Annotated in this window: 19 protein-coding genes; 11 read left to right on the top strand and 8 right to left on the bottom strand. The window is 61.1% G+C overall.

The window, feature by feature from the left end:
• Window positions 1-4 precede the first annotated feature (4 nt).
• From FP026_RS09470 to FP026_RS09450, 5 genes are all read right to left on the bottom strand, one after another.
• Entirely contained in the window at window positions 5-1,036 is a 1,032-nt protein-coding gene (locus tag FP026_RS09470) for a peptidoglycan -binding protein (RefSeq protein ID WP_149634375.1), read from the bottom strand.
• A gap of 3 nt (window positions 1,037-1,039) precedes the next feature.
• Window positions 1,040-2,083: a flagellar motor protein MotA gene (locus FP026_RS09465; RefSeq protein ID WP_149634374.1), complete on the bottom strand. Its 1,044-nt coding sequence runs from the start codon at window positions 2,081-2,083 to the stop codon at window positions 1,040-1,042.
• Window positions 2,084-2,218: 135 nt separating this feature from the next.
• Complete coding sequence (locus FP026_RS09460; protein ID WP_149634373.1) at window positions 2,219-3,019, bottom strand: inositol monophosphatase family protein; 801 nt, start codon at window positions 3,017-3,019, stop codon at window positions 2,219-2,221.
• Between the two features lie 195 nt (window positions 3,020-3,214).
• Window positions 3,215-4,453 (bottom strand): tetratricopeptide repeat protein, encoded by a 1,239-nt coding sequence (locus tag FP026_RS09455; RefSeq protein WP_149634372.1) that lies wholly within the window; start codon window positions 4,451-4,453, stop codon window positions 3,215-3,217.
• A gap of 9 nt (window positions 4,454-4,462) precedes the next feature.
• Entirely contained in the window at window positions 4,463-5,116 is a 654-nt protein-coding gene (locus tag FP026_RS09450; protein ID WP_149634371.1) for a thiamine phosphate synthase, read from the bottom strand.
• Between the two features lie 222 nt (window positions 5,117-5,338).
• Between FP026_RS09450 and FP026_RS09445 the strand changes: the two genes are divergently transcribed.
• Window positions 5,339-5,599: an ArsR/SmtB family transcription factor gene (locus FP026_RS09445; protein WP_149634370.1), complete on the top strand. Its 261-nt coding sequence runs from the start codon at window positions 5,339-5,341 to the stop codon at window positions 5,597-5,599.
• 172 nt (window positions 5,600-5,771) lie between these two features.
• On the opposite strand, the gene FP026_RS09440 is transcribed toward FP026_RS09445, so the two are convergent.
• A complete protein-coding gene (locus FP026_RS09440; protein ID WP_149634369.1) occupies window positions 5,772-5,945 on the bottom strand; it encodes a YdcH family protein in 174 nt (57 codons plus the stop codon).
• Between the two features lie 231 nt (window positions 5,946-6,176).
• On the opposite strand from FP026_RS09440, the gene FP026_RS09435 reads away from it, so the two are divergent.
• From FP026_RS09435 to FP026_RS09410, 6 genes are all read left to right on the top strand, one after another.
• The gene (locus FP026_RS09435; RefSeq protein WP_075851912.1) at window positions 6,177-6,380 is read left to right on the top strand and encodes a YdcH family protein; all 204 of its coding nucleotides are present in this window, start codon (window positions 6,177-6,179) and stop codon (window positions 6,378-6,380) included.
• Window positions 6,381-6,399: 19 nt separating this feature from the next.
• Window positions 6,400-6,894 (top strand): 5-(carboxyamino)imidazole ribonucleotide mutase, encoded by a 495-nt coding sequence (purE, locus tag FP026_RS09430; protein ID WP_037196597.1) that lies wholly within the window; start codon window positions 6,400-6,402, stop codon window positions 6,892-6,894.
• Entirely contained in the window at window positions 6,891-7,949 is a 1,059-nt protein-coding gene (locus FP026_RS09425; RefSeq protein ID WP_149634368.1) for a 5-(carboxyamino)imidazole ribonucleotide synthase, read from the top strand. The genes purE and FP026_RS09425 overlap by 4 nt, the downstream gene beginning before the upstream one ends.
• Window positions 7,950-8,101: 152 nt before the next feature.
• Window positions 8,102-8,227 (top strand): type B 50S ribosomal protein L36, encoded by a 126-nt coding sequence (gene ykgO / locus FP026_RS09420; protein ID WP_003582204.1) that lies wholly within the window; start codon window positions 8,102-8,104, stop codon window positions 8,225-8,227.
• Window positions 8,228-8,317: 90 nt separating this feature from the next.
• Window positions 8,318-8,947, top strand: a complete 630-nt coding sequence (locus tag FP026_RS09415; RefSeq protein WP_149634367.1) for a hypothetical protein — start codon at window positions 8,318-8,320, stop codon at window positions 8,945-8,947.
• 128 nt (window positions 8,948-9,075) lie between these two features.
• Window positions 9,076-10,125, top strand: a complete 1,050-nt coding sequence (locus FP026_RS09410) for an alpha/beta fold hydrolase (RefSeq protein ID WP_149634366.1) — start codon at window positions 9,076-9,078, stop codon at window positions 10,123-10,125.
• Here FP026_RS09410 and FP026_RS09405 read toward each other — a convergent pair.
• Entirely contained in the window at window positions 10,104-11,045 is a 942-nt protein-coding gene (locus tag FP026_RS09405; RefSeq protein ID WP_149634365.1) for a LysR substrate-binding domain-containing protein, read from the bottom strand. The genes FP026_RS09410 and FP026_RS09405 overlap by 22 nt on opposite strands.
• Before the next feature lie 110 nt (window positions 11,046-11,155).
• On the opposite strand from FP026_RS09405, the gene FP026_RS09400 reads away from it, so the two are divergent.
• The 4 genes from FP026_RS09400 to FP026_RS09385 all read left to right on the top strand — a co-directional run bounded on the left by FP026_RS09400 (window position 11,156) and on the right by FP026_RS09385 (window position 13,585).
• The gene (locus tag FP026_RS09400; protein ID WP_149634364.1) at window positions 11,156-11,548 is read left to right on the top strand and encodes a tautomerase family protein; all 393 of its coding nucleotides are present in this window, start codon (window positions 11,156-11,158) and stop codon (window positions 11,546-11,548) included.
• Between the two features lie 5 nt (window positions 11,549-11,553).
• A complete protein-coding gene (locus FP026_RS09395; RefSeq protein WP_149634363.1) occupies window positions 11,554-11,949 on the top strand; it encodes a cupin domain-containing protein in 396 nt (131 codons plus the stop codon).
• Between the two features lie 2 nt (window positions 11,950-11,951).
• Window positions 11,952-12,524 (top strand): DUF4865 family protein, encoded by a 573-nt coding sequence (locus FP026_RS09390; RefSeq protein ID WP_149634362.1) that lies wholly within the window; start codon window positions 11,952-11,954, stop codon window positions 12,522-12,524.
• An 89-nt stretch (window positions 12,525-12,613) separates the two neighbouring features.
• Window positions 12,614-13,585 (top strand): threonine ammonia-lyase, encoded by a 972-nt coding sequence (locus FP026_RS09385; protein ID WP_149634361.1) that lies wholly within the window; start codon window positions 12,614-12,616, stop codon window positions 13,583-13,585.
• Window positions 13,586-13,588: 3 nt separating this feature from the next.
• Here FP026_RS09385 and FP026_RS09380 read toward each other — a convergent pair whose 3' ends face one another.
• Window positions 13,589-14,224 carry a LysE family translocator gene (locus FP026_RS09380; RefSeq protein WP_149634360.1) on the bottom strand — a complete coding sequence of 212 codons (636 nt, stop codon included), beginning with the start codon at window positions 14,222-14,224 and terminating at the stop codon, window positions 13,589-13,591.
• Window positions 14,225-14,504: the final 280 nt, after the last annotated feature.

The raw sequence follows: 14,504 nt of genomic DNA, 5'->3' as shown, positions 1-14,504 counted from the left end.
CCGATTATTTTTCCGTCAGCTTCAGTTCGATGCGCCGGTTGGTGGCGCGAGCATCCGGCGTATCGCCGGGTGCGATCGGTTGGAATTCGCCGAAGCCGGCCGCAACAAGCCTGTCGGCGGGAACGCCCTGCGAGATCAGGAACTTGACGACCGCGATGGCGCGCCCCGACGACAGTGCCCAGTTGTCCGGATAGCGGCCATTGCCCGAAAGCGGCACATTGTCGGTGTGGCCATCGACGCGCAGCACCCAATTGATCTCAGACGGAATTTCCTTGGAAAGATCGATGAGAGCCGCCGCCAGCTTGGCCATCTCCGTCTGGCCGGCCGGATTGAGATCGGCCGATCCCGATGGGAACAACACTTCCGACTGGAACACGAAACGGTCGCCGACGATACGGATATTGTCACGGTCGGAGAGGATCTCGCGCAAGCGGCCGAAGAAATCCGAGCGGTAACGGTTCAGTTCCTGTACACGCTGCGCCAGCGCCACGTTCAGCCGCCGCCCAAGATCGGCGATCTTCACCTGCGACGACTGGTCCTTGGCCTCAGAAGCCTGGAGCGCCGCTTCCACGGCGGCGATCTGGCTGCGCAGCGCGGCAATCTGCTGATTGAGGAGATCGAGCTGGGTAAGAGCCCGCGCACTCACCTGCTTCTCCTCGTCGAGCTGCTGCGACAGCGTACCGGCCCGCTGCTCGGCGGCCTGGCTGCTGCCGGAACCCGCGGCAAGCAGAGACTGCAGACGCGAGCGTTCGCTCTCCGCCGATGATAGCGACGCCTGAAGGTTGGCAACTGTATCCTCCAGATCCTGCTTGCCGTTCTTTTCGAGCGCCAGTTGCTCCACCAGATCGTTGATGCGGCTGTTGAGGCGGTTGAGGACCTCGTCACGCCCGGAGATTTCACGACTGAGGATGAATTGGCCGACGACGAACACCGTCAGCAGGAACATGATGGCCATCAGCAGCGTGGAGAGCGCGTCGACGAAACCGGGCCAATAGTCGACGCTTCTCTGGTGGCGTCGGTTGCGGGCGAGCGCCATGGCTTACTTGCTCCCGGTCTTCTCGGTGTGGCCGATGCGGTCGGCGAGCCGATCGAGCGTGCGACGCATCGATTTCGCCTCTTCCTGCTGCGCCTCGATCCAGTCACGCAGCATCTGCTGTTCGTTGCGCATGTTCTTGACCAGACCCTGAATGCCTTCGGCAAGGTTGGCCATGGCGGTTACCGAGCGCTGACCGCCGCCCTCCTCGGCGATCTTGCGCAGATAATCCGACAGCGCCCGCACATCCTCCGAAGAGGCACCCGCCGCGCCTTCGATGACTGGGGCGATATCGGAGCCGACATCGGTGACCGACGAGAGCCAGTTTTCGAGCTCGGTGTAGAAGCGGTTCTGCGCGCGGCCGGCCTGCAGGTCGAGGAAGCCGAGGATCAGCGAGCCGGAAAGGCCGAGCAGCGACGACGAGAAGGCCGTGCCCATGCCGACCAACGGGCCTGAAAGCCCGCTCTTCAGGGCGCTCAGAATATCGCCGGTGCCGCCGGTACCGACGTCGAGGCCCTGGATGACATCGTTGATCGAGCCGATGGTGCCGATCAGACCCCAGAAGGTGCCGAGCAGACCCAGAAAGACCAGCAGGCCGATGAGATAGCGCGAGGTATCGCGCGATTCGTCGAGGCGCGTCGCAATCGAATCGAGAATGGAGCGCAGTGTCGCGGTGGAGAGCTGCATCGCGCGGCGGTTGCCGAGCAGCGCCCGCATCGGCGCGAGAAGCCGCGGATTGCGGCCGACCTTGTCCGCATTGCCGACGGCGCGGAAATGATTGAACCAGCGAACCTCCGGCCTCAGCATCAGCACATGATTGAAGACCAGCAGAATACCGACGGCCAGAACGCCCAGGATGAGGCCGTTAAGCCCGGGATTGTGCAGGAAGGCGACCTGGGCCTGGCGGAAGAGGATGGCCACAATGAAGCCGACGATGATCAGAAAAAGAACCATCGTCCAGAAGAAGGCCATCGGGCTCGAGAGCTTGTAGGTGTAATTGCCCGATACGTTGTCGGTCGATCCCAGGTCCGACAGATTCACATTTTCCATCACGCGCTCCGCCACCGCATTTTCCGCAAGCGGAGACTAGAGCAACATTGTGCCGAATTGAAGAGACGGAAAGCACAAAACAGTCCGTTGGCAACAGACTGTTTTGTCATTCGAAAAAGCGAATGGGGGAATGGCTTACTTCGTCGGGATCGGACGCTTCACCACTTCGGCGAGCGCCTTCTGGATGTGCTCATTGCCGCAGATGATCGAACTGGTGCCGAGCATGTCGTTGCCGCCATGGAAATCCGAGACGAACCCGCCGGCTTCGCGGATCAGCAGAATGCCGGCCGCGACATCCCAGGGCGAAAGACCGGTTTCCCAGAAACCGTCGAAACGACCGGCCGCCACGTAGGCGAGATCGAGCGATGCGGAGCCGAGGCGGCGCACACCGGCGACTTCGCCCATGACGTGGCGCAGCTCCACCAGGAACTTGCCGTGATTGCCGCGACCGAGATGCGGAACGCCGCAGCCGATGACGCTATCCGACAGCACGCGGCGCGAAGCGACGCGCAGGCGACGGTCATTGAGGAATGCCCCGCCGCCGCGTTCGGTTGTATAGAGCTCGTCGGTCGCCGGATTGAAGATGACGCCGGCAACGATCTCGTCATTGCGCTCAAGCGCGATCGAAACGGAAAACATCGGAATGCCGTGCAGGAAGTTGGTGGTGCCGTCGAGCGGATCGACGATCCAGCGATGCGCGCCATCCGTGCCCTTGACCTCTTCGCTTTCCTCGCCGAGGAAACCGTAGGTGGGGCGCGCCTTCATCAGCTCGTCGCGGATGATCTTCTGCGCCTTCAGATCCGCCTGGCTGACGAAATCGCCCGGTCCCTTCACCGAAACCTGCAGGTTCTGCACTTCGCCGAAATCGCGGCTGAGCGACTTGCCTGCCTTGAGGGCAGCCTGAACCATGACATTGAGAAGAGCAGAACGGGCCATCGGGTTTCCTTGGATAATGCAGAAAGCGCTGACCGGGCGGCCCGAAAGCAGGCCCCGACGGAGCGGGAGCGTCAGCGGAAATAAAGATTGGCGGCCTCAAGACCATAAAATCGGGGGAATTTCAAGTGGTGAGGCTATGGCACGCGCAAACTGACGTCACATCAGGCCCTTTACGGCTAGTTTCAACCTCGGCTGCTACCGCGCGCGACGATACTTGTTCGCAGCATCGATGGCCGCCTTCTGCTGATAGTCCTCGATGCCCTGATAGAAATCCTCGAGCTCTGCATCCTTCAGACCGGCGCGGCGGGAAATGACATACCAGGTGGCCGCAGCCACCGGATCCTGCTTCGTGCCGATGGCGTTGATGTAAAGATGCGCCAGCTTGTTCTGAGCGACGACGTTGCCGCGATAGGCGGCAACCCGCATCCAGTTGAAGCCGTTTTCGAGATCCTGTTTGCCGCCGATGCCGTTGATCAGCCAGAGGCCCATATCGAGCTGCGCGGTGTCGAAGCCTGAATTGGCGGCGCGCGACAGCCACTCCCGCGCGCTGGCCTTCTTCTCCGGTGGCATGTCGGGAAGGTTGAGATAGAGCTGCGAGACGGCATATTGCGCGTCGGCAATGCCCTGCTCGGCGGATTTCTCATAATAGGGAAGCGCCATTTTTAGGCCCTTCGCGCCGGGATTTTCGGCCGTCAGCATCTGTGCCACGTTGAATTCGGCCGAAGGCTGCCCGGCTTCGGCAGCCTTCTTCATCCATTCATCCGCCTTCTTCTGATCGCGGGGCACGTCACGGCCTTCCATCAGGATCAGCGCGTATTTGAACATGGAGGTGGCGTCGCCACCGTCGGCGGCCTTGCTGTACCAGAAAGCGGCGTCCTTAGTGTCGCGCTTGACGCCCAATCCCTGTGACATCAGCTCGGCAATAAGGGTCTGCGCGGCCGGATCGCCGAGCTGCGCCCGCGGCAACGCCCGCTGAAACGCGGTCAGATAGTAGCCGCGCTGGAAGGCGCCATAGGCGTCGTCGACCTTGCCCTTGAAGGGTTTTTCCGGCGGCAGGGCAGGCAGATTGGCTCCCATGCGCTCGAAGACGCCGACGCCTTCCGAGGGCTTAATGTCGCCGTCGGCCTTCGGCTCGGTGCCCGGCTGGATCTTCTCGGTCTTGAAGGTGCCGGCATCGGCACCCAGCGGCCGCGTCACGATACTTTCGTTGGTCGCCGGCGCATCCGGCACGGAGGATGCGTCATCAGACTGCGCCTTATCATCGGCCTGAACCTTGTCATCAGGCCGCGCGCCCTTCTCCGCCGGCGCCTGAACGCCGGGCAACGACGTGGCGCCATTATCCGATTGCGCTGCAGCCAGCAGTGGAAATATCGTCAGCCCGGCCGTGAGCGCGACAAGAAAAGGTCTATGGCGGAATCGAGGCTTTGACGACATGAATCGCTATCAATCCTCAAACCGTGGCGCTTTTTCGTCCAGAAGCGCGTTCACTTCTGCAACGATGGACGGAGCCGCCGCAGGGTCGGCAAAAACCGCTGTGCGCAGCGCCACGAACTCCGCACCTGTCAAGGCCACTTCGAGCGCCGATTGCGTATCCGTGCCACCCATGACGATACAGGGAATCTCGATCATCGAGGCCCACCATTCGCCGAGCGCTAGGTTCTTCGGATGCGCCTCCGGCTTGATGTCGCCGTCCAGCTTGCCGAAGAAGATGTAATCCGGGCGCAATTCGCCGATTTCCAGCGCGCCGTGCCGGTCGGCAGCACTTCCCCCACCGACGATCAGCTTCGGTACGAATTTTTCGACGGCTTCGGTAAGCTCGGTAATATTGCCGGCAATGTGCAGCCCGTCGGCCTTGGCCCGGCCGGCTACGCGGCTGTCGCCGGCAATCAATGCCGCGGCACCCGCCGCCTGCACCACCGGCACCAGCTTTTCCGCATGTTTCTGGAAGGTGCCGTCATCCAGCCCGTATTGGGGAATGATCACCGAGGCGACATCCCCACCCCTCAGCGCATCAGCCACAACCTTCGCCTGCTGCTCGATATCGGCGATGTCGGGAACGATGAGAACGAGGCGGCAACGATCTTCGGGCACAGTCATGCGAGCTTCCATGGTTTCGGCTTCCATCGTCAGCGATGGCGCACCGGTTCGATAGTCGTGAGTAAATCCGTTAGCTCTCTCTGACAAGGGGCAGCGGCTGAAACGGCGATCTGTGGCATAAATCCGGGGCATTCCGGGCGCCGCCGGTAAACCTGTCGCGCAATATATCATGCAGCGCACAATTAACTTGCCGCCCTTTGGTGTTTGACGTAGCTTTCCGCCATGTCGACCATGGACCCTTTCGCAGCCATCGCGGATCCGAACCGGCGTTATTTGCTGGAGGAATTGCGCCGCGCACCCAAAACGGTCAACGAACTGGCGCAGGGCCTGCCGATCAGCCGCCCGGCGGTTTCGCAGCATTTAAAGGCGCTGCTCGACAGCAATCTCGTTTCCGTCACCAATGAAGGCACGAAACGCATCTACGCGGTCAATGGCCGCGGTTTCGACAAGCTGAATTTATGGCTGGATCAGTTCTGGTCCTGAAACACCTTCGCTTTCGCGGCATCAGGAAAATTGCGCCAACCTCTACCCCTAACGCTATGATGTTGGCGCATCCGTTTTTTGGCGGAAATGCTCATCGATCCTGGTTGGAAAAATTTCGATCTGCCTCTCTTACCCCCAAGATCGATGGCTTCTTGAACTTTAAGGCGTTATGTCAGTGAACTGACGAACGCAGACGTTGGATTTCGTCCTTGACACGCAGCTTCCTGCGTTTGATGTCGGCTATTTCCGTATCATTGCTAGAGGGAGATGACATTGCCACATGCAGCGCCTCCTCGAGCGCGACATGTTTCTTTTCGAGCGATTCAAGATGAGCTTGAACAGTCATATGACCCTTCCTTCCTCTTTGAGAGCCCTGACCATCCATTCGCCAAGGCTCTAGGTGTCAACCCTCCCACTGTGCCATAATATCCAGCCTTTGTCGAAGGCGAAAACGTGGCCTATAAGCGGCAAATTCGTGATGAAGGATAACTTCCCGTTATCGCCATTTGGTGATAGGAGCTTGCGGGATTCACGAGACGGAACGAATACGATTCCGCTATATGCTGGGGAAATGAACATGGCCGATCAGGAACAGGCGGAAATCAGGCTGATCGTGGCGCGGCTGCGCCAGGAGCACGAGGATTATGACGCCGCAATCAATGCCATGATCCAGACGGGCTGCGACGCCCTTCGTATCCAGCGCATGAAGAAGAAGAAGCTCGTCATCAAGGACAAGCTGACCAAGCTGGAAGACCAGATCATCCCCGATATCATAGCCTGAGGAGTACAAAGCAACGATGATGACCGAAAGACCGCCTGTCGCCATCATCATGGGAAGCCAGTCCGACTGGGAGACCATGAAGAATGCCGCGGACACTTTGGAAGCGCTTGAAATCACCTATGATGCGCGCATCATCTCGGCTCATCGTACGCCGGACAGGCTGGTGAGCTTCGCCAAAGGTGCAAAGGACGAGGGCTTCAAGGTTATCATTGCCGGCGCCGGCGGCGCAGCACACCTGCCGGGCATGGCAGCGTCCATGACGCCGCTGCCTGTCTTCGGCGTGCCGGTGCAGTCGCGCGCGCTCTCCGGGCAGGACAGTCTTCTTTCCATCGTGCAGATGCCGGCCGGCATTCCCGTCGGGACGCTGGCGATCGGCAAGGCCGGCGCGGTCAATGCCGCCCTTCTTGCCGCTGCCGTCCTCGCCCTTGGCGACGAGGAGATCGCCGACCGGCTCGACGAATGGCGCGCCCGCCAGAGTGCCGCGGTCGCCGAATATCCGATGGACGACCTATGAGCGCGAAGACGATCGGCATCATCGGCGGCGGCCAGCTCGGCCGCATGCTGGCCATGGCGGCTGCTCGCCTGAATTTCCGCACTGTCATCCTCGAACCGCAGACGGATTGCCCAGCAGCCCAGGTCGCCAACGAACAGATTGCCGGCGCCTATGACGATCCGGCCGCTCTTGCCGAGCTGGCGAGGCGCTGCGATGTCGTGACCTATGAATTCGAAAACGTGCCCGTTTCCGCCGCCGAGGCGCTTGCCTCGCAGATACCAGTCTATCCGCCGCCGAAAGCGCTGGAGATGGCCCAGGACCGGCTGACTGAGAAGCGGTTCATCAATAGCTGCGGCATTCCGACGGCCCGTTTCCATGCCGTCGACAGCCAGGCCGACCTGGAAAAGGCGCTGGCCGATTTCGGCGAACAAGGCGTGCTGAAAACCCGCCGCCTCGGTTATGACGGCAAGGGACAACGCGTCTATCGCTCCGCCGCCGACAGCGCCGAGGGCGGCTACGCTACGCTCGGCAACGTACCGCTGATTCTGGAGAGCTTCGTCTCCTTCGAGCGCGAAATCTCCATTATCGCCGCACGCGGGGTCGACGGAGCGGTCGCCTGTTACGATCCGGCCGAAAACATCCATCGCAACGGCATTCTCCACACCTCCACACTGCCAGCGAGCATTTCGGAAGAAACGGCTAACGCCGCGCGCGAAGCTGCGGGAAAGATATTGACGGCTCTCGGCTATGTCGGCGTCATCGGCATCGAATTCTTCGCGCTGGCCGATGGCAGCCTGATCGCCAATGAAATGGCGCCGCGCGTGCACAATTCCGGCCATTGGACGGAGGCTGCCTGCGTCATCTCGCAGTTCGAACAGCATATCCGCGCCGTCGCCGGCCTGCCGCTCGGAAAGCCCGAGCGTCATTCGGACTGCGTCATGACCAATCTGATCGGCGACGACATCAAGGCTTTGCCGGAATGGCTGCGCCGTGACGACACGCTGGTCCATCTCTACGGCAAGACCGAAGCACGGCCGGGCCGCAAGATGGGGCATGTCACGCAGCTTCTGCGCTGAGAGCCGTGGGAAAAAGCCCCTAACATGGTTGACAGGCCCGGTATGACAGGGTATTTGCTCCCCACCCTAAAGAGCGCGCCCCGAGCGCGCTTTTGATTGTTAAAGATACGGGCGAATGTGACATTCCCCCTCGAACATCGCGGATCAGAAAAATGAAGATCAAGAATTCGCTCAAGTCGCTCAAGGCGCGCCACCGTGACAACCGTCTGGTCCGCCGCAAGGGCCGCATCTACATCATCAACAAGCTGAACCCGCGCTACAAGGCTCGTCAAGGCTGACATAGCGCGGCTCGGATCCTATGGATCCGACGCTCAGTTTTAGTTGATCGCATCAAATTTGGTTTTGATCTTCGACATTGGCGGGCTACTATGCCCGCCATGCGCGTTTTTGCTTTGCCATATCTAGCCCTGCCGATTCTGCTTGCTCTGACAGCCTCCGCCCCTCATGCGGCGTTGGCGGACGAACCGAGCATAATGGAGAAAAAGGGTCCCGGTGATCCCTCCGGCAGCCTGTCGCCGAAGCAGCAGCTCGACAATCTCTTCACGGCTCTGAAGCGTCAGCGCGATCCCGATCAGGCCAGCCTGATCGCAGATCAGATCAATGCCGAACTCAGCGATTCCGGCAGCGCCACCATCAATCTCCTGATGCAATGGGCCGGCAAGGCCATCCAGGACAAGCGCAACGCCGCCGCCATGGACTATCTCGATCAGGTGATCTCGCTGAAGCCAGACTATGTCGAAGGCTGGAATCGTCGCGCGACTCTGAATTTCGCGATCGGCGACTATCGCAAGTCGATGGAAGACATCAATCAGGTCCTCCGGATAGAGCCGCGCCATTTCGGCGCGCTGGCCGGAATGGCGGCGATCCTGACCGAACGCGGCAACGATGCGCTCGCCCTCAAGGCATGGGAGCGCTTTCTGGAAGTATATCCGGCGAATCGGTCAGCTCAGGAAGAAGCCGGCAAGCTCTCGGAAAAGGTTGCCGGCAGCCGCACCTGATGGGATGGCCGCAAACGCTCTTCCCTTCATTGAAATCACATTGGCCGTCGTCGAAACCAAGTCGGAAGGGATGAAAGGCCGCAGGAATGCGCTAGATTAGTGTCTTACGATATTTGATCCGTGCCGCAATGTTCGATTCTCTTCTCGCCGCCATTGTCTTGCTTCTTGCCGTTGCCGCGGGCTTCTCCGCCTACAAGACGCGCGCCATCGAGCAGACCTATCCCAATATCGGCGAGCTCACCGATATCGGTGGCTATCGCCTCAACGCCGTGCATCTGCCGCGCCCGGCGACGGCGGACCTGCCGGCTCTCGTCTTCATCCATGGCGCCAGCGGCAATCTGCGCGATCAGTTCGAAGCCTTTGCAGCACCTTTAAGCGGCCGGGCGGAGATGCTGTTCGTCGATCGGCCCGGCCACGGCTATTCCGAACGCGGGACTGCCGAAAATGCCCTTCCCTCCGGCCAGGCCGATGCTATCGCAAGGCTGATGGATAAGCGCGGCATCAAGAGCGCCATCATCATCGGTCACTCCTTCGGCGGTGCCATCGCCGCCGCCTTCGGCATGCGCCATCCGGAAAAGACCAAGGGCCTGCTCTTCCTCGCCCCGGCGACTCACCCCTGGCCCGGCGGCGTCGATTGGTATTATACGCTCGCCGCCATGCCGGTCCTGGGCTGGCTCTTCACCCAGCTCTTTGTCATTCCGATCGGTCTGCGCCGGGTCGATACCGGTACGCTCAGCATCTTCCATCCGAACACGCGCCCGACAGACTATATCATGAAGACAGCGCCGGAACTCGTGCTGCGGCCACGGACCTTCCGCAACAATGCAATCGACGTCGTCAATCTCTTTGCCTATGTCTCTACCCATGCGCCGCGCTACCGCGAGATCAAGGCGCCCACCATCATCATTACAGGTGATAGCGACGATATCGTGCTCGAGGAATTGCATTCGCGCGGGCTTGCGCGGGATATCGCCGGTGCCGAGCTCATCACCATCCGCAATCTCGGCCACAAGCCCGATTATGTGACGACGGATGTTGCGATCGCAGCTATCGAACATCTGGCAGGCCAGCCGCGCGACCTGGAGATACTGGCAGCCGAGGCCGAAATCCGGATAGCCAACCTGTCGAAAGAACCTTCCAAATCCAGCGCCGGATCTCAGGCCGTGACGACATCGTGAGCCGGCGCATCCTCGAATATCCGGCTCTGGGGCACGATGTCGACCGTCTGCCGCACGGCCTGCAGCATGATCGATGCCAGCCGTTCCGTCGCCGGGCTCGCCTCCGCCTCGGCGCGATGCAAGACGAGATCGAGCTTCGGCAGGGCCGGTAGACCGGCTTCACCCGGCGTCAGTTGCCGTACTTTGCTTGGCAAGCCAAGCGGGGTGCGCAGTGCCAGGCCGAGACCCGCCGCCGTTGCGGCCCAAAGGCCGCCGAGGCTCGGGCTGACGAAGGATACCCGCCAGCCGATGCCGGCGCGATCGAGCGTCTTGGTAGCGATAGTCCGCAGCAGACATGGCGCCTCAAGCGAAGCTAGAGGCATGACCTCTCCGCCATCGGCATGCCAATGCACCGCGCCATTCGCCGGGCCGACCCAGCAGAGCGGCACTTCGGCGATGCGGTCCGTATAAGTGGTGCGGAAACCGTCGCTCCAGGCGAGTGCCAGATCGAGCTTGCCAGACGTCACCCGCTCGATCAGTTCCACATTACGCACGACGCGCGCCTCGATACGCACCTTCGGATGCATCCGTGCGAAACGGCCCAACACTTCCGGCAGCAGCGTCTCTCCAAAATCCTCCTGCAAGCCGAGACGAACCCAACCCTCCAACTCAGTCCCATGCAGCGCCGTGGCCGCCTCGTCGTTCAGGTCCAGCAGCCGTCGCGCATAACCGAGCATGGTCTCGCCGGCCTCCGTCAGCGCCAGCCCCCGCCCTGCCTTCCGGAAGATCGGCGTACCCGCCTGCTCTTCCAGCTTCTTGAGCTGGGCGCTGATCGCGGACGTCGAACGCCCGAGCCTGTCAGCCGCCTTGGCATAGCTGCCGAGATCCATGCCGGTGACGAAGCTGCGCAATACATCGAGATCGAAGATAATCTTCCGCATGGATAATCATCCATATTTTTGGGACTATAAATCCAGATTTATCTGATTTTCAGGATGATTATCTGCTGGCATTCTGTGCTCGTCAAGTGACACGGAAACAGGAGCATCCCATGCCATTCACCCGCATCACCCTGCTGCGCGGCAAGTCGCCCGAATATCTGAAGGCGCTGTCCGATAATTTCCACCGCGCCATGGTCGAAGCCTTCGATGTGCCGCCGACCGATCGCTTCCAGGCCATTCATCAGCTGGAACCGCACGAGCTCGTCTTTGATCGGACCTATTTCGCCAGCACTCCGCGCTCGGACAACTACATCTTCTTCGATGTCACGATCGGCAAGCCGCGCAGCACCGAGGTCAAGAAGGCCTTCTATCGCCGTGTCGCCGAACTTCTTGGCGACGCGCCCGGTATCCGCCCCGAGGACATCATGATCACCATCACGACGGCCGCGCGCGAGGACTGGTCCTTTTCTGACGGCCGCGCGCAGATGATCGAACAGGTCTAAGAGCGATGCCTCAGACCACATCTGCCCCATCGCCCGCCATTCACCGTGCCGGCACGAACATGCGACCATCTCCCGAGGGTATCGCCACTGCTTCCTTCTGGGTGGAGTCGCTCGTGGAAAATAATGAGAATGGCGGCTTGACCGCCATGTGCTGCGCCCTCGAACCCGGCGTCATGACACGCTGGCACACCCATCCGCACGGGCAGATCCTCTACGTTCTGTCCGGTGTCGGGCTTGCAGAGCGTTTCGGCGGTCCGGCCGAAGAACTGCACGCCGGCGACTGCGTCAGCTTCGCGCCCAACGAGCGCCATCGGCACGGCGCGGCAGCGGAAAGCACCTTTTCCTATATCAGTATCCAAGCGGCGCAGGATGGCAGCGCCGTAACCTGGCTGGAGGAATGATCATGATCGCCATGCAGTACAATTTCGCGCTGCCCGCGGATTACGACATGACGATCATCGATCGCCGCATCCGCGACAAAGGCCCGCTGCTCGACAATCTCCCGGGCCTGAAGTTCAAGGCCTATCTCACGGCGAGAAAGGGCGATGCGGTGACGGGAAGCCGGGAAAATCTCTACGCACCTTTCTACGTCTGGCGGCAGGAGGAAGGCTTAAGCGACTTCGTCTGCGGCCCCGGCTTCGCGGCCCTGACCGAGAGCTTCGGCCGCCCTCAGGTCAACACATGGATCGTCTGGCGCGCCGATACGTCTGTGGATATTCGCAGCGCCAAGTTCGCCACGCGCGAGGTGATCGCAATCGACCCTCACACGCCGCTTGCCGAACTTCGGGTGGAAGAGAGCGAAACCGCGGCGCAGGCGATATCGAATGGTGCGGCACTCGCCTCGGTCGTGGCCTTCGAGCCGACCCATTGGACGCTTGTGCGCTTCCGCCTCTTGGCCGAGCCGCCGAAGGATCTCGCCCGAACCGGCCTCCAGAGCTACAATGTCGGGCATCTCTCGCTGCCCGGTATTGCCTGAAGTGTCACGGAGACAATCGCCTTGTTTCAAAGGGAAGCGGCGCGCTTTATGGATGGAAAGCCTTTCTAAATCAGAAGAGTGATCTCTCCATGGTCGATATCGCAATGATCGAAGCCGCCCGTACTCGCCTCGGCGGCCGGGCGCGACGCACGCCGCTTCTCTCCTCGCCCTTTCTCGATGAAATCGCCGGACGCCGCCTGTTCGTGAAGGCCGAGTGCCTGCAGCACTCCGGCTCCTTCAAGTTTCGCGGCGGCTGGTCGGCGGTCTCGGCACTGGAGCAGGCGGTACGTGCCAGAGGCGTCATTGCCTTCTCGTCTGGCAACCACGCGCAGGGCGTGGCGCTGGCAGCAAAGCTCCACGGCATCCCGTCGCTCATCATCATGCCGACGGACGCGCCGAAGCTGAAGATCGCCAATACCCGCGCTTTTGGCGCCGAGGTCGTGCTCTATGATCGCATCAAGGAAGATCGCGACGAGATCGGCGCACGCATCTCCAAGGAGCGAGGCCTGACGCTCATCAAGCCCTTCGACGAACCGGAAGTGATCGCCGGCCAGGGAACCACCGGATTGGAAATTGCCGAACAGGCGGACGAAGAAGGCATCGATGCCGCAAGCGTGCTCGTCCCCTGCGGCGGCGGTGGCTTGACCTCCGGTATAGCGCTCGCACTCGAATCCCGCGCACCGGGCCTCAAGGTTCACCCATGCGAACCGGAAAATTTCGATGACACGGCCCGCTCGCTGGCCTCAGGCAAAATCGAACGCAATGCCGTCCCGCAAAGCTCGATCTGCGATGCCATCATGACGCCGCACCCGGGCAACATCACCTTTCCGATCTTGAAACGCCTCTGCGGCCACGGCCTCGTCGTCACGGATGAGGAAGCGCAAAAGGCTATGGCGCTCGCCTTCACCCGCTTGAAGATCGTCGTGGAACCGGGCGGCGCCGTCGCACTCGCGGCAGCACTCTTCCACGGCAAGGAGATCGACGGCGATACGGTGATCGCTGTCACGTCGGGGGGCAATGTCGATACGGATGTCTTCGAGGCGGCGCTAAGCCGCCACTAAGCCTTAGTTCACGGCGCGACGATAGAGCGCCAGCGACCCGGCAAGAGCCAGCAACGCGCCGCCACAGGCGCGCTCGAGCCATTTTGCCCCTTCCGACTTCAGCACACGCACGGCCTGCGAGCCGAAGACCGCGTAGCCGAACATAATCATGAAATCGAGCGCGGCGAAGACGGCGCCCAGAACGACATATTGCTGCAGCTGCGGCACAGAGGGATCGATGAACTGCGGCAGGAAGGCCGAGAAGAAGAGATAGCCCTTGGGGTTGGTCACGGCGACCATGAAGCTCTTCAGGCCGATGGCAAAGGCTGTTCCCTTCGGCTGGCTCGCGCTCGCCTGCAACGCGCCGTCGATGCTCCCCTTGGACCGTAACATCATGATGCCGAGAAAGGCGAGATAGGCGGCACCCACCCATTTCAGGGCAGAGAACCAGAATTCGGAAGCCGCAAGCAATGCACCGAGCCCGATGGCGACGGCGCTGATGAGAACGGCATCGGACAGGACCGCGCCGATCATGCCCGGCAAGGCGCGCCTGACGCCGAAACGGGAGCCGTTGGTCAGCGCCAGAAGCACAGTCGGCCCCGGCGTCGCAATACCGATGAAGGAAACGGCGGCGAAGGCAAGCAGCGTAGTCAGATGCATGATGTCCCTCCTCTAGAAGAGAGGAAGGTTGCATGTGGGGTGGCGGTTAGCAAGTGCCTGCTTAGTTGACATAAGCTTCGAATATGCCGAACCGCTGATACCCCCCTCTGTCGCTGTCACGACATCTCCCCCACAAGGGGGGAGATTGGTAACTCGTGGCACCGGTGCCCCCCCAAACAAGCATTGGATGCGCAGAAACCGCAGTTCACCGGTTTGAAAGGAACGGGCGGCAAACTCCCAACGATCTCCCCCCTTGTGGAGGAGATGTCCCGATAGGGAC

The organism is Martinezella tropici, from assembly GCF_008370325.1.
Taxonomy (GTDB): domain Bacteria; phylum Pseudomonadota; class Alphaproteobacteria; order Rhizobiales; family Rhizobiaceae; genus Rhizobium; species Rhizobium tropici_B.
The sequence above is the reverse complement of the archived record's forward strand: the minus strand, read 5'-3'. Positions and strand labels throughout refer to the sequence as shown.

Bases quoted from the DNA above. Each gene is read 5' to 3' on its own strand.
- FP026_RS09395 (WP_149634363.1), top strand. From the start codon at position 11,554: ATGCCTCAGACCACATCTGCCCCATCGCCCGCCATTCACCGTGCCGGC.
- FP026_RS09425 (WP_149634368.1), top strand. From the start codon at position 6,891: ATGAGCGCGAAGACGATCGGCATCATCGGCGGCGGCCAGCTCGGCCGC.
- FP026_RS09390 (WP_149634362.1), top strand. From the start codon at position 11,952: ATGATCGCCATGCAGTACAATTTCGCGCTGCCCGCGGATTACGACATG.
- FP026_RS09455 (WP_149634372.1), bottom strand. From the start codon at position 4,453: ATGTCGTCAAAGCCTCGATTCCGCCATAGACCTTTTCTTGTCGCGCTC.
- FP026_RS09405 (WP_149634365.1), bottom strand. From the start codon at position 11,045: ATGCGGAAGATTATCTTCGATCTCGATGTATTGCGCAGCTTCGTCACC.
- FP026_RS09460 (WP_149634373.1), bottom strand. From the start codon at position 3,019: ATGGCCCGTTCTGCTCTTCTCAATGTCATGGTTCAGGCTGCCCTCAAG.
- FP026_RS09410 (WP_149634366.1), top strand. From the start codon at position 9,076: ATGTTCGATTCTCTTCTCGCCGCCATTGTCTTGCTTCTTGCCGTTGCC.
- FP026_RS09465 (WP_149634374.1), bottom strand. From the start codon at position 2,083: ATGGAAAATGTGAATCTGTCGGACCTGGGATCGACCGACAACGTATCG.
- FP026_RS09385 (WP_149634361.1), top strand. From the start codon at position 12,614: ATGGTCGATATCGCAATGATCGAAGCCGCCCGTACTCGCCTCGGCGGC.
- ykgO (WP_003582204.1), top strand. From the start codon at position 8,102: ATGAAGATCAAGAATTCGCTCAAGTCGCTCAAGGCGCGCCACCGTGAC.
- FP026_RS09445 (WP_149634370.1), top strand. From the start codon at position 5,339: ATGTCGACCATGGACCCTTTCGCAGCCATCGCGGATCCGAACCGGCGT.
- FP026_RS09450 (WP_149634371.1), bottom strand. From the start codon at position 5,116: ATGACTGTGCCCGAAGATCGTTGCCGCCTCGTTCTCATCGTTCCCGAC.
- FP026_RS09400 (WP_149634364.1), top strand. From the start codon at position 11,156: ATGCCATTCACCCGCATCACCCTGCTGCGCGGCAAGTCGCCCGAATAT.
- FP026_RS09415 (WP_149634367.1), top strand. From the start codon at position 8,318: ATGCCCGCCATGCGCGTTTTTGCTTTGCCATATCTAGCCCTGCCGATT.
- FP026_RS09435 (WP_075851912.1), top strand. From the start codon at position 6,177: ATGGCCGATCAGGAACAGGCGGAAATCAGGCTGATCGTGGCGCGGCTG.
- FP026_RS09470 (WP_149634375.1), bottom strand. From the start codon at position 1,036: ATGGCGCTCGCCCGCAACCGACGCCACCAGAGAAGCGTCGACTATTGG.
- purE (WP_037196597.1), top strand. From the start codon at position 6,400: ATGACCGAAAGACCGCCTGTCGCCATCATCATGGGAAGCCAGTCCGAC.
- FP026_RS09440 (WP_149634369.1), bottom strand. From the start codon at position 5,945: ATGACTGTTCAAGCTCATCTTGAATCGCTCGAAAAGAAACATGTCGCG.
- FP026_RS09380 (WP_149634360.1), bottom strand. From the start codon at position 14,224: ATGCATCTGACTACGCTGCTTGCCTTCGCCGCCGTTTCCTTCATCGGT.